The 13,886-nt window shown below is 45.9% G+C and carries 11 protein-coding genes; 5 read left to right on the forward strand and 6 right to left on the reverse strand.

The window, feature by feature from the left end; all coding sequences use genetic code 11:
- Positions 1–88: 88 nt before the first annotated feature.
- Positions 89–1,258, forward strand: coding sequence for a nucleotide sugar dehydrogenase (locus L1D31_RS15420; protein ID WP_239837968.1), 1,170 nt, complete (start codon positions 89–91; stop codon positions 1,256–1,258).
- Positions 1,259–1,353: 95 nt separating this feature from the next.
- Here L1D31_RS15420 and glpX read toward each other — a convergent pair whose 3' ends face one another.
- Positions 1,354–2,361 carry a class II fructose-bisphosphatase gene (glpX, locus tag L1D31_RS15425; protein ID WP_239837969.1) on the reverse strand — a complete coding sequence of 336 codons (1,008 nt, stop codon included), beginning with the start codon at positions 2,359–2,361 and terminating at the stop codon, positions 1,354–1,356.
- Positions 2,362–2,664: 303 nt separating this feature from the next.
- Between glpX and zapB the strand changes: the two genes are divergently transcribed.
- A complete protein-coding gene (zapB, locus tag L1D31_RS15430) occupies positions 2,665–2,907 on the forward strand; it encodes a cell division protein ZapB (protein WP_006963347.1) in 243 nt (80 codons plus the stop codon).
- A 74-nt stretch (positions 2,908–2,981) separates the two neighbouring features.
- Here zapB and metF read toward each other — a convergent pair whose 3' ends face one another.
- From metF to L1D31_RS15445, 3 genes are all read right to left on the reverse strand, one after another.
- A complete protein-coding gene (metF, locus tag L1D31_RS15435) occupies positions 2,982–3,872 on the reverse strand; it encodes a methylenetetrahydrofolate reductase (RefSeq protein ID WP_239837970.1) in 891 nt (296 codons plus the stop codon).
- Between the two features lie 216 nt (positions 3,873–4,088).
- Entirely contained in the window at positions 4,089–6,500 is a 2,412-nt protein-coding gene (locus L1D31_RS15440) for a bifunctional aspartate kinase/homoserine dehydrogenase II (RefSeq protein ID WP_239837971.1), read from the reverse strand.
- Positions 6,497–7,666, reverse strand: coding sequence for an O-succinylhomoserine (thiol)-lyase (locus L1D31_RS15445; RefSeq protein WP_239837972.1), 1,170 nt, complete (start codon positions 7,664–7,666; stop codon positions 6,497–6,499). The genes L1D31_RS15440 and L1D31_RS15445 overlap by 4 nt, the downstream gene beginning before the upstream one ends.
- Before the next feature lie 221 nt (positions 7,667–7,887).
- Here L1D31_RS15445 and metJ point away from each other — a divergent pair, with 221 nt between their 5' ends.
- A complete protein-coding gene (gene metJ, locus L1D31_RS15450; RefSeq protein ID WP_006963343.1) occupies positions 7,888–8,208 on the forward strand; it encodes a met regulon transcriptional regulator MetJ in 321 nt (106 codons plus the stop codon).
- A gap of 86 nt (positions 8,209–8,294) precedes the next feature.
- Here metJ and L1D31_RS15455 read toward each other — a convergent pair whose 3' ends face one another.
- Together L1D31_RS15455 and rpmE are read right to left on the reverse strand one after the other, a co-directional pair.
- The gene (locus L1D31_RS15455; RefSeq protein ID WP_239837973.1) at positions 8,295–9,572 is read right to left on the reverse strand and encodes a malic enzyme-like NAD(P)-binding protein; all 1,278 of its coding nucleotides are present in this window, start codon (positions 9,570–9,572) and stop codon (positions 8,295–8,297) included.
- 250 nt (positions 9,573–9,822) lie between these two features.
- A complete protein-coding gene (gene rpmE / locus L1D31_RS15460) occupies positions 9,823–10,041 on the reverse strand; it encodes a 50S ribosomal protein L31 (RefSeq protein WP_006963341.1) in 219 nt (72 codons plus the stop codon).
- A 290-nt stretch (positions 10,042–10,331) separates the two neighbouring features.
- Here rpmE and priA point away from each other — a divergent pair, with 290 nt between their 5' ends.
- Together priA and cytR are read left to right on the forward strand one after the other, a co-directional pair.
- Entirely contained in the window at positions 10,332–12,533 is a 2,202-nt protein-coding gene (gene priA, locus L1D31_RS15465) for a primosomal protein N' (protein WP_239837976.1), read from the forward strand.
- A gap of 247 nt (positions 12,534–12,780) precedes the next feature.
- Positions 12,781–13,788 carry a DNA-binding transcriptional regulator CytR gene (gene cytR, locus L1D31_RS15470; protein WP_239837977.1) on the forward strand — a complete coding sequence of 336 codons (1,008 nt, stop codon included), beginning with the start codon at positions 12,781–12,783 and terminating at the stop codon, positions 13,786–13,788.
- Positions 13,789–13,886: the final 98 nt, after the last annotated feature.

Genomic DNA, 13,886 nt, shown 5'->3' on the forward strand with positions numbered 1-13,886 from the left:
AACTCTATGTTTATATTTAGCGCTACTATATCGGTATATTAGCGGAAATATAGTTTCTTATTCCATCAAATTAATAATGGAGCATGTTGTGAAAGTTGCGGTTGTTGGTACAGGTTATGTTGGTCTATCAAATGCGATGTTGTTAGCTCAAAATCATCAAGTTTTCGCTTTAGATGTGATTGAGCAAAAGGTGGAACTGCTGAATAACAAAATATCCCCGATTGTTGATAGCGAAATAGAAGATTTTTTGGCAAATAAATCATTAGATTTTGAAGCAACGACAGATAAGGAGTATGCCTATGTCGGTGCCGAATTTATAGTTATAGCCACGCCAACAGACTATGATCCAGAAACCAATTATTTTAATACTTCATCTGTAGAATCTGTTATTAAAGATGTGATGGCAATAAACCCAGAAGCAGTTATGGTGATAAAATCAACTGTACCTGTTGGTTATACGGAGAGAATTAAACAAGAACTGCAATGCGAAAATATTATCTTTTCGCCAGAATTCCTACGCGAAGGCAAAGCGCTTTACGATAATTTATATCCATCGAGAATAATTGTTGGTGAACAGAGTAATCGTGCTCGTGAGTTTGCAGATTTACTTATTGAAGGTGCTAGAAAACAAAGTATTGAAGTATTATTAACTCACTCGACAGAAGCTGAAGCTGTTAAGTTATTCTCTAACACTTATCTTGCAATGCGTGTGGCCTATTTTAATGAGTTAGATTCATATGCAGAAGCTCATGGTTTAGATGCTCGTCAGATAATACAAGGTGTCGGATTAGACCCTAGAATTGGTGAACATTACAATAATCCTTCATTTGGCTATGGTGGGTATTGTTTACCCAAAGATACGAAACAACTTCTAGCTAACTACCAAGACGTTCCTAATAACATAATCGGAGCTATAGTTGATGCTAATCGTACACGTAAAGATTATATTGCTGACTCGATTTTAAAACGAAATCCAAAAGTCGTAGGTATTTATCGGCTAATAATGAAAGCAGGATCTGATAACTTCCGTGCTTCATCGATACAAGGCATTATGAAGCGTTTGAAAGCTAAAGGTATTACTGTGGTTGTGTATGAGCCAGTTCTGGAAGAGGATGAGTTTTTCCATTCGGAAGTTATACGAGATTTAGATGCATTTAAATTGAAATCCGATGTCATCGTCTCAAATAGGATGGCGGATGAGCTTCTTGACGTTGTTGATAAAGTTTATACAAGAGATCTGTTTGGCTCCGATTCTTAGTCACAGTAGTGATTTAAACGGAGCCTTTAGGCTCCGTTTTCGTATCTGATTTATACAGCAGAGGTTTATTTACTATCAAATAACTCTGCTAGAGGTTAGAGAATAATCTCTCTTACTTCGGCGTCTTTTCGCTCAAGATAATGGGTGGATTTAATACGGCGAATGGTACGGCAGCGACCTCGGATAAGCAGTGTTTCTGTGGTAGCAATGTTACCTTGGCGAGTAATGCCATCCAGCAGATCACCTTTAGTGATACCAGTTGCTGAGAAAACCACATTATCACTCTTCGCCATGTCTTCCATGGTGAGTACGACATTTGCTTCTACACCCATTTCTTTACAGCGTGCTAGCTCAGCCGTGCCATAAATGCGGTTTTCTTCTGTATCGCCTTTAACTTCATGACGAGGCAGTAAACGGCCGTGCATGTCACCATCCAGAGCGCGGATAACTGCAGCAGACACCACCCCCTCAGGTGCGCCGCCAATGCAGTACATTGCATCGACTTCGCTGTCTGGCATGCAGGTTAAAATAGAAGCGGCTACGTCACCATCGGGTACAGCAAAGACACGTACTCCCATTGCCTGCATCTCCGCAATCACCTGATCATGGCGCGGTTTAGCCAGTGTAATAACGACCAAAGTATCTAGGGTTTTATTTAGTGCTTGGGCGATATTCTCTAGATTGTCTTTCAGTGGTTTGTTGAGATCGATGCAGCCCTTCGCACTAGGCCCAACAACCAACTTTTCCATATACATGTCTGGTGCTTTAAGGAAACTGCCTTTTTCACCTGCGGCGAGGACCGCTAGGGCATTTGATTGACCCATAGCTGTCATGCGTGTCCCCTCAATAGGGTCAACTGCGATATCGATGTCATCACCGCCTAGGCCAACATTTTCTCCAATATATAGCATGGGGGCGTCGTCAATCTCGCCTTCACCAATTACGATTTCGCCACTAATCTCTGTTTTGTTAAGTAAGATTCGCATTACTCCAACGGCAGCACCATCGGCCGCATTTTTGTCACCTCGTCCTAGCCATTTATAACCAGCCAGTGCGGCGCCTTCAGTTACTCGGGAAAATGCTATTGCTAAATCGCGTTTCATGAGGACTCCAAATCTAGAGAATAGGGGAATGAATTAAACGCGCAGGATTTTAGCACATTCGTAAGTAAACGTTTGCTATTTTAGGCTGGTGAGATTGAACTCGATCAAAATGAGGTGCAAATCGCCAAAAAAATTACCCGCAACACTTCTCCGTCAGTACATTGTCAATGTATGCTGTTTTTTTGACCGAATGATACGAAATATAGAATATAGGGCGTGTTTATCACTCTCTGCCTAAGTAGAATGAGAGTATTAGGTGGAGAAAGCTCTTCACAATAACCGGACAATACAAGGTAGGCTAAGATGTCTTTTGAAGTACTAGAAAAACTAGAAGCGAAAATCCAAACTGCAGTTGACACCATTGCACTTCTACAAATGGAAGTGGAAGAGCTGAAAGAAGAAAAAGAAAAGCTAGCTGTAGAAGCTAATGAGCTTCGCTCTAGCCGTGAAGAGATTGAACAGAAAGCACAGCAAATGCAGCAAGAGCACTCTGCATGGCAGGAGCGTATCCGTAATCTGCTCGGTAAGATGGACGAAGTCGAATAAGTCCTGTCTTAATGAGAAAAGGGTTGGCTTGTGGCCAACCCTTTTTACGTTTTTAGAGGAATAATGAGTTCAGGTTATACCTGAGGGCGCACGCCTAACGTATGGCACAGCGCGTAAGTCATTTCTGCGCGGTTTAGTGTGTAGAAGTGGAAGTCTTTCACACCTTCACGACTCAGCACTCGAATCATATCGATTGCTTGGCTTGCACCAACCAATTGACGCGTGGTTGGATCATCATCCAGACCTTCAAACTGTTTTGCCATCCAGCTTGGTACTTTGACATTGTTTTGTGCGGCAAAGCGTGATGCTTGCTTAAAGTTAGAAACCGGCAAAATACCCGGTACGATTTCAACGTCGATGCCTGCTGCAACACAGCGATCACGAAAACGTAGGTAGCTTTCGACGTCAAAGAAAAACTGAGTGATAGCACGGTTTGCTCCCGCGTCCACTTTGCGTTTTAAGTTGAGTAAATCGGCTTGAGCACTTTTTGCTTCAGGATGCACTTCTGGGAAAGCAGCGACGGAAATATCAAAATCATGACGCTCTTTCAGCAGTTCTACCAGATCGGAGGCGTACATTTCTGGCTTACCGCCACCCGGTGGGATGTCACCACGAAGAGCGACAATGCTCTCAATACCATTTGCCCAGTAATCATCCGCAATTCGAACTAACTCTTCGCGTGACGCGTCAATACATGTTAGGTGAGGAGCGGCGATTAGGCCGGTTTCTGCCTTGATTTCTTTAATGATGGAGTGAGTGCGGTCACGTTCACCCGAGTTGGCTCCGTATGTAACAGAAACGAACTTAGGTTTTAGTGTTTTGAGGCGATGGACAGAGTTCCACAATGTTTCTTCCATTTTTTCACTGCTTGGTGGAAAAAACTCAAATGACACATTGATGTTGTCAGAAAGCTCGGCGATATTTTGATTTAAGGCATCAATATGGCCTGCGTGTGTGTATCCCATCTTACTCTCTCCATGTGGTAACCAAGACCACGAAAACTCAAATTCCTCAAATCGACGTTTAGACGTCTATATGTCCACAGGATGTATTGAATACGATTTAAAGTCAACAATACGATTATGAATTTTTCTCAAGTTAAATATTAGACGCTTTCAACTTGAAAGGTGAATAGTTGTGCGGGAAAGAAAAAGCGCAGCTGAGGGCTGCGCTAAAGTCGATTATAAGAAGCTGGAAAGTAAGTTGAGATCGGACTGAATCGCACCTGCGGTGACTTCTCGACCAGCGCCCGGGCCGCGAATGACTAGAGGGTTATCCTTGTACCATTTACTTTCGATGGCAAATATGTTGTCACATGGCAGCAGGTTAGCTAATGCATGTTCTTTGCTAAGTGCCTCAACTCCCACGGTTGCAGAACCGTTCTTTTCCAGCCTAGCAACATAACGAAGTACTTTATCTTCACGCTGAGCTTTTTCTAAACGTTCAGCTAATAGCTCACTCAATAGTTGGCTGTTATCGAGGAAGTCATCGAGAGACAACTCCGCGAGTTCAGAGGGAACTAGGCTTTCGACTTTGACGGCTTCAGGCTCGAGGTCGAGTCCTGCCTCTCGAGCAAGAATAACCAATTTTCGCATAACATCGGAACCGTCGAGGTCGCTACGCGGATCGGGTTCAGTTAACCCCTGCTGCCAAGCGAGATCCACCAGCTCAGCAAAAGGGACATTGCCGTCATATTGCTGGAATAACCAAGATAACGTTCCGGAGAAAATTCCGGATAGGGCATGAATATCATCACCACTCTCACGTAGATCTTTGACGGTATGATTAATGGGTAAACCTGCCCCGACAGTTGCATTATACAGCCAGTAGCGGTTTATCTTGGCAAAGGCATCTTGCACTTGATGATAATAACTGCTGGACGCAGAGCCGGCGACTTTGTTGGCCGAGATAAGGTGCATGCCTTGTTCTGCAATCTCTAGGTAACGCTCTGCCAGCTGTGGGCTTGCCGTCACATCAAGCACGACTACATCATCGTAACCTTGGATGGCGCCGAGCTTTCTTACCCACTCATTACCTTGGTATTCAACGGCCTCTTCTTCATAGTGATCGCTGACGGTACTGGCATCAATCCCTTCAGCATTGAACCAATAATTTTGGCTGCCAACGATGGCAACCAGCTCAAAGTTCATGCCGCGACGCTTTTCCAGTTCAGCTTTTTGCTCGGCGAACAGTTCGAGCCAGCTCGAGCCAATATTGCCTTTACCACATAGAGCAATGCCGACACGTTTTTGAGCTTGAAATAACTGGCTATGGATTGACTTAACCAGAACAGAAGTATCTGTACTGCGCAGTACAGCGACTAAGCTCAAACCAGATTGGGATTCTGAGATGAACTCGATAGGTGCAGCTTTGAGCTTCTGATAAAAACCATAGCAATGGCTTGCATTTTTCGTCACGCCTGCGCCGACGGCCGCAATTAGTGAGTAGCCTTCTTTGAGCTTAATTTCTGCTTCTATCGCCGCATCTTGCAGATATTCGAGCGCACCACCTGCAATCTCGGCAGTGTAGGCTAAGCGCAGGGTTTGCTGATCTTCCTGAACCTCGTAGGTTAAGGGTTCTAGCTGTGCTCGTTTCAAACTTGCCAAGGTTTCCTGTTCAAGGCGTTTGAAGTCATGCCCAGAGGCAAAGTTGAGTTGAATAAGCAGTACTTCTTTTAACGAGGAGATAATTTTAGCACCGCGGCCTGATGCAAGAACACGTTCGATTCGAGTTGAGCCAGCTTCGGGGTCATAGCTACAACGTAGGTGCAAATCCATCGCACTTTGTGCAACAGGCTGTAAAGTACGACTGTGTAAAACGGGCGCTGCAAGCCGGGCTAATTCACTGGCTTCGTCAAGGCGAAGTAATGGCAACAGGCAAGCATCCGAAACTAAACGAGGGTCTGCGCTGTAGACACCGGCAACATCACTCCAGATGGTCACGCGTTTTACTTCGGCTAGCGCACCAATGACAGTGGCGGAGTAATCTGAACCATTACGACCAAGCAGAACGGTATGGCCTTGCTCATCCTGTGCCATAAAGCCTGTGATCACAACGCGGTGATGGGCGTGTTGAGCGAGCACTTCTTTGATCAGTGGATAGGAGGTGCCCCGGTCAACTTCAGGTTGTGTGCCTGCTTCGGCACGTAGGAAGGCTCTTGCATCCTGAGCGACAGCCTGTAGGTCGTTTTGATTCAGTAATGCTGCCAGTAGTCGTGAAGACCACACTTCTCCGTGACCTAATACGGCTGCGCGCTCGGCGCTAGTTAACGGAGCTGTCAGCTCACCCAGTGTACTGAATTCATCGTTTAGTGTTGCGATCAACTGTTGTTGAGTCTCTCCTTGGAGTAGCTCCTCAACCAGTTGGGTTTGAAACTGACGCAACGTTTGCAATGCTTCATGCGCGAGGCGGCCATCTTTGCTTAATGCGTCGAGAAATTCGATCAAACGGTTAGTGGTTTTACCCGCAGCAGAGACAACAATCAAATCTTCTTTGTCTGAATACTCTTTGAGTATGTTGACGACGCGGCGGTAACACTCTGGGTCCGCGAGGCTACTGCCGCCAAATTTATGCAATTGACGTTGCTGGCTCATGACAACGCCTCCTTGGTTTTATTAAATGCCTGCTCAAGGTCTGCAATCAGGTCGTCAGCGTCTTCTAGACCAACTGAAAGGCGTAGTAATTGTTGGGACACACCAGCTTCAGCTAGTGCCGCTTCTCCCATTGCTCGGTGTGTCATCGACGCTGGGTGGCAAATCAGGCTTTCTACGCCGCCAAGTGATTCAGCGAGTGAGAAGAGTTCTAGCTGACCAACAAAGTGTTTGAGCTGCTCAAAGCTGCCTGCAAACTCAAAGCTAAGCATGGAGCCAAATCCAGACTGCTGCTTTTTCGCAATCTCATGACCAGGGTGATCCGGCAAGCTAGGGTGATAGATGTTACCTACCAGAGACTGAGACTGTAGGTAATTGAGAATGTGCGCTGAGCTTTCTTCATGTACTTTCATGCGTGCGCCCAAGGTGCGAATACCGCGTAATGTCATGTAGCTATCGAATGGTGTGCCTGTTGCGCCGATACAGTTGCCCCACCAAGCAAGATCTTCAGCATGCTGCTCAGTTTTGGTGATCACCACGCCACCGATGACATCAGAATGACCATTAATGTACTTGGTTGTCGAGTGAATGACGAAGTCAGCGCCGAGTTCGAGAGGCTTTTGGAACACAGGTGTCAAAAAGGTATTGTCGACGCCGACCAGTGCACCAACCTGACGGGCTTTTTCACATACCGCGGCAATGTCGACTACGCGAACCAAAGGGTTAGACGGTGTTTCTAACAGAATCAGTTTAGGTTTTTTTGCAATAGCCTCGTCCAAGGCTTTTTGATCGGACTGATCGACAAACTGGACCTTGAAATCACCTTTCTGAGCGCGGGTATTAAACAAACGGTACGTACCGCCGTAGCAATCGTGTGGTGCGACGATCAGATCATCTGGGCCAAGAAATGCAGAGACCCATAAGTTCAATGCAGAGGTTCCACAGTTGGTCACTACCGCACCTTTACCAGACTCCAGCTCATACAGAGCTTTTTCTAACAAGCCACGGTTTGGGTTACCCGAGCGAGTGTAGTCATATTTTGGCACTTCGCCAAAGGCGGGAAAACCGTAGTTAGTCGAGAGGTAAATAGGTGGCACAACGGCGTGATGCTGAGTGTCTGACTCGATACCAGTACGTACCGCGATTGTGGCTGGTTTACGGGCGCTCATAAGTGTTTCCTTTCGAACTGTAGTGACTTGGCTGGAGATTACACTATACCTATTTGCCGGATGTTAGATATATGTTATTCCAATCGTATGTCTCTTCACTTTACTTCTCATTTTTAAAGACGTCAACACTTCTAGACGTCTATATGTCTTTGCTTGTGGCCATAAATCCCGCTAAAATTACGCTTTCTAATTTTATACATAATGAATCATAAAGGTGCGCAATGGCAGATTGGAACGGCGAATACATTAGTCCGTATGCTGAACATGGAAAGAAAAGTGAACAAGTAAAGAAGATTACGGTTTCTATTCCATTGAAAGTATTGAAGGTTTTAACTGATGAGCGAACCCGTCGTCAGATTAATAACCTGCGCCATGCGACCAACAGTGAGCTGCTTTGTGAAGCGTTTTTGCATGCTTATACAGGCCAGCCACTACCTACTGATGAAGATTTACGTAAAGATCGCCCAGATGATATTCCCGCGGAAGTGAAAAAACTCATGACTGAGATGGGGATTGAATTCGAAGCGTATGATGAAGAGTAATCACCAGCTGCACACCTTATTTTTATTTCGCTAAATACAAAAAAACCGCTGAATATTCAGCGGTTTTTTGTTTCAGAGAGAAACGCTTACGCTTCCATGTAATTCTCTGGCATCTCAATACGAGCTACACCTGATTCCACAGCCGCTAGAGCAACCGCTTTTGCAACACGTGGCAATAGGCGAGAGTCCATCGGTTTAGGAATGATGTAACCAGGACCAAATTCCAGCTTATCCACGCCAGCGGCTTTCAATACTTCCGCTGGAACTTCTTCTTTCGCCAGTTCACGAATGGCATCTACCGCAGCGAGTTTCATTTCATCGTTGATTTCGCTAGCACGAACGTCAAGAGCACCACGGAAGATGAATGGGAAACACAATACGTTGTTCACTTGGTTCGGGTAGTCACTGCGACCTGTACCCATGATTAAATCATCACGAACTTCATGTGCCAGCTCTGGTTTGATTTCCGGATCTGGGTTTGAACACGCAAAGACAACAGGTTTGTCAGCCATCAGTTTGAGAGCTTCAGGAGCGAGCAAGTTCGGGCCAGATACGCCTAAGAACAGGTCTGCGCCTTCAATAACATCTTCCAGCGTACGCTTGTCAGTGTTATTCGCAAATAGCTGCTTGTATTCGTTGAGATCATCACGGCGAGTGTGGATAACGCCTTTGCGATCAAGCATGTAGATTTTTTCACGCATCGCACCACATTTGATCAGTAGCTCCATACAAGCTACTGCTGCAGCGCCTGCGCCAAGACAGACAATCGTCGCGTCTTCTAGCTTTTTGCCTTGCAGCTCAATTGCGTTAAGCATCCCGGCTGCGGTTACGATCGCTGTGCCGTGTTGGTCATCGTGAAAAACCGGCACATCACAGCGCTCGATTAATTGCTTTTCAATTTCAAAACAATCTGGGGCTTTAATGTCTTCAAGGTTGATACCGCCAAACGTATCGGCAATGTTGGCAACCGTATCGACAAATTCTTCGATTGTGCGGTGTTTGACTTCAATGTCGATAGAGTCCAAACCTGCAAAGCGTTTGAACAAAAGAGCTTTACCTTCCATGACTGGCTTTGATGCCAGTGGACCTAAGTTACCAAGACCAAGAATTGCTGTTCCGTTAGAGATAACCGCTACCATGTTACCTTTTGAGGTGTACTTATAGGCATTATCTGCATTCTGTGCAATTTCACGTACAGGCTCAGCCACGCCTGGGCTGTACGCTAACGCCAGATCACCTGCCGTTTCGGCTGGTGTTGTCAGCTCCACCGAAATTTTACCTGCTGTTGGGTAAGCATGGTAATCCAGCGCTTGCTGACGGAATTGTTCTTCAGGGGATAGTTCTTGGCGATTGTCATCGGACATAGGTGTAGGTACTCGTTAATAATAATTAGGATAGGGGAAATCCATTCTAGAGTAACTAAGTCAAGCTGCCTAGGTCAGAATGCGAGCTAAAGCAATAAAATGTGCTAAATCACTGGAGATAAGACCAGATGGGTAGAGATATGGCTAGCGAATATCAAACAGTGGAAGAGATTATTCTGAATGGGTTGGGGCAAAAGCAGATAACAAAAAAGGACGCCGTAGCGTCCTTTTCTTTTCATCTAAAAAGAAATTATTTCTTAGAAGAAAGAGCACCGAAACGCTTGTTGAAGCGATCTACACGGCCGCCAGTATCAACGATACGCTGCTTACCAGTGTAGAATGGGTGACATTTGTCACATACGTCTAGGTGGATTGACTCTTTAGTTAGAGTTGAGTTGAACTCGAAAGAGTTACCGCAAGAGCAAGTTGCTTTAACTGCTTTGTATTCTGGGTGGATACCAGCTTTCATGGGAGAACCTCTGTAATAGGCCGTGTCGCTATCCGATTCTAAGCCGGACACCACACGTAGTTAATAAAATGTCACTTTGGATACCGCTGCTCAAAAGCAAGCCATATCACTAAGGCGCGATATAGTAATGAATACGTTCTCTGGGATCAACCGATTTACCAATAAAGTTGCTACTTTTTTCGCCTATGAGGTTGAACCATCGCAGAACTGAAGTTCATGATGTCGTTGCTTCCCCGTTTAGCGCTTTTCCCTTAGACTAACTGGGTACCTTTGATTGTATTTAAGCTTATATGCGACCGACGATTGCCCGAGTAGCCTTGCCTGTACCACTCGACAAACAATTTGACTATCAGATCCCGGCACACCTATTCCCTGTTATTGGTGGACGTGTGTCTGTGCCTTTTGGCCCCCAGACTTTGGTGGGGGTGGTGACTGCGCTTGTTAATCAATCAGAATTTAGCATTGATAAACTCAAACCGCTGAAACAGGTGTTGGACTCTCAGCCTGTGTGGCCCGATAGCCTCTACGAGTTACTGCAATGGTGCAGTCAGTTTTACCAGTATCCTCTTGGAGACACCTTGCTCAATGCGATGCCAAGTGCACTTCGTAAAGGCAAAGAAGCCGATTTTGCAACGCTGGTGGAATGGCAGTTGACTGCAGCCGGGCGTAATCAGCTGATGTTAGGTTTTGGCCGAGCCGTCAAGCAAGCCAAAGTCATGCATATGCTTGAAAGTGGTTCAGTACCACACCAGCACTTCATTGATGAAGAAATCAGCTCTAGTGTTCTCAAAACCTTGCAAGAGAAAGGCTGGATTGAGTCGATAGAGTGCAAACCGGAGATTCGCGATTGGAGTCGGCAGGTTGAAGCGGATGTGGATAAGCCAAAGCTTAATGAAGAGCAGGCTGTCGCTATTGCGACCGTTAATAGCTTTGATGGCTTTGGTTGTTTCTTACTGGAAGGAGTGACCGGTTCAGGTAAGACGGAAGTTTATCTTAACCTTATCAAGCCAGTGTTGGAGAAAGGGCGGCAAGCTCTCGTTTTAGTACCGGAAATTGGCCTGACGCCTCAAACAATCAATCGCTTTCGTCATAGGTTTGAAGTTCCAGTTGCTGTTATTCATTCGGGGCTCAATGACAGTGAGCGGTTAAATGCTTGGTTAAGTGCTCGTGATAAAGCGGCTGGCATCGTGATTGGCACGCGATCAGCACTGCTCACTCCTTTTGCCGATCTCGGCATCATCATTGTAGACGAAGAACACGATGCTTCGTATAAGCAACAAGACAGCCTTCGCTACCATGCGCGTGATGTCGCCGTAATGCGGGCCAATAAGGAACAAATCCCTATTGTTCTTGGCTCAGCAACGCCTGCGTTGGAAACGCTGCATAACGCCTTATCAGGCAAGTACCACCATCTGACACTGACAGCGCGCGCAGGCAATGCTGTACCGACGACAAATAAGGTGTTGGATGTAAAAGGCCAGTATCTGGAAAGTGGCTTATCTGCGTCTTTAATTGCTGAAATGCGTCAACATCTCAGCGCGGGCAATCAAGTGATGCTATTTCTCAATCGCCGCGGTTTTTCGCCAGCTTTGATGTGCCATGACTGCGGCTGGATTGCCGAATGTAAGCGTTGTGATGCGTATTACACCTACCATCAATACAGCAATGAAATTCGTTGTCACCATTGCGGCTCTCAGCAGCCTACTATTCATCAGTGTAAAGGGTGTGGTTCATCCAACTTAGTAACGGTGGGCGTTGGTACTGAGCAGCTTGAAGCGCAACTGGGTGAGCTCTTTCCTGAATATAAAACCATACGGATTGACCGCGACAGCACTCGGCGTAAAGGGAGTCTTGAATCAGCGCTAGGTGCAATTCGTAGCGGTAAATACCAAATATTGATTGGTACTCAGATGTTGGCGAAAGGTCATCATTTCCCTGATGTGACATTGGTAGCATTGCTGGATGTTGATGGTTCACTATACAGCAGTGATTTCAGGGCATCAGAGCGTTTGGCTCAATTGTTTATTCAGGTAGCAGGGCGTGCCGGTCGTGCGAGCAAACCCGGGGAGGTGATACTACAAACCCATCACCCTGAACACAGTTTATTACAGGCACTGCTGACCAAAAGTTATCGCCATTTTGCTGAGACTGCATTACAGGAACGTAAATTTGCCCTGCTGCCACCTTATTCTTATTTGACACTGTTTCGTGCCGAGGCGAATAACTCCCAACACGTGGAAGCATTTTTGCGTCAGGTTCGTCATACCTTGGAAGCTCATCCTCTCTTTGACGGTTATTGTCAGGTTTTGGGCCCCACACCGGCTCCGCTGGCAAAACGAGCTGGTAAGCACCGTTGGCAGCTAATGTTGCAGACGCAAACTCGCCCAAGGATGCAAAAACTACTGGCTAGTGCCAAACCCGCGATCCAAATGCTACCTAATGCAAAAAAGGTTCGCTGGTCTTTAGATATTGAGCCGCAAGATCTGAGTTGATTTTCATCTTTTTCATTTAATTGTGATTCACGTCTCGCTGCGGGGTTTAATTTTGTTAATCTTCCCGTAACTTTCTGTTTCGAAATGAATAAACTATGGATTAGCTTGATTGAATAAATTGAGTGATATAAGACAGGTAAACGATTGCTCTAGGCAATAAACATAAGAATGGGTTTCAGCTCATCAAAATCGGTTTAGGTGGCACTAGGCGCTACCATGTTTAGGAAATAAAGAGGGTAATTAATATATGGCGACAATGAAGGATGTTGCTCAGCTGGCCGGTGTTTCAACTGCAACAGTATCGCGTGCTCTAATGAACCCGGAAAAAGTATCTTCAGCCACAAGGAAGCGGGTCGAAGATGCAGTTTTAGAAGCCGGATATTCACCAAATTCTCTGGCGCGCAACCTGCGCCGAAATGAGTCCAAAACCATTATTGCTATCATCCCAGATATTTGTGATCCCTACTACACAGAGATTATTCGCGGGATAGAAGATGCAGCAATGGAGCATGGGTACATAGTACTGCTAGGAGATAGTGGTCAGCAGAAAAAACGAGAAAGTTCTTTTGTTAACCTTGTCTTTACTAAGCAGGCGGATGGTATGTTGCTGCTTGGTACGGATCTGCCATTTGACGTCAGCAAACCAGAGCAGAAAAACTTGCCACCTATGGTGATGGCGTGTGAATTTGCGCCAGAGTTGGAATTGCCGACGGTTCACATTGACAACCTGACATCGGCATTTGAAGCAGTGAACTATCTGACACAAATGGGGCATAAACGTATTGCCCAGATTTCTGGGCCGGACTCAGCTGTATTGTGTCAATTCCGTTTCCAAGGTTACCAGCAAGCACTGCGTCGAGCGGGGATCACGATGAACCCCAACTACACTATCTATGGTGATTTCTCGTTTGAAGATGGCGCAAAAGCAGTGAGACAGCTTCTATCTCTACCTGAGCCTCCAACTGCTATTTTCTGTCACAACGATGCAATGGCCATTGGTGCGATTCAGGAAGCGAAGAAATTAGGCTTACGAGTACCACAAGATCTTTCAGTCGTTGGCTTCGATGATATTCAATTTGCTCAGTACTGCGATCCACCGCTGACCACCATTTCTCAGCCGCGCTACGAAATTGGCCGTCAAGCGATGTTGATGATGTTGGAGTTGTTGCGAGGACATGATGTTCGAGCAGGCTCAAGATTGTTGGAAACTCAGTTAGTGGTCAGAGAAAGTGCCGCTCCACCGCGAGTCATCTGAGGATAGCTTTCCCCACAGCGGTGCATTTTGATGCGCCGCTTCCATTTCCCCTCTGTAATCAGGGCGCAAACTGCATTACCATAGCCAAAGAGGTAATA

Origin of the sequence: Vibrio sp. Isolate23 (assembly GCF_022398095.1) — a bacterium.
Taxonomy (GTDB): Bacteria; Pseudomonadota; Gammaproteobacteria; order Enterobacterales; family Vibrionaceae; genus Vibrio; species Vibrio coralliilyticus_A.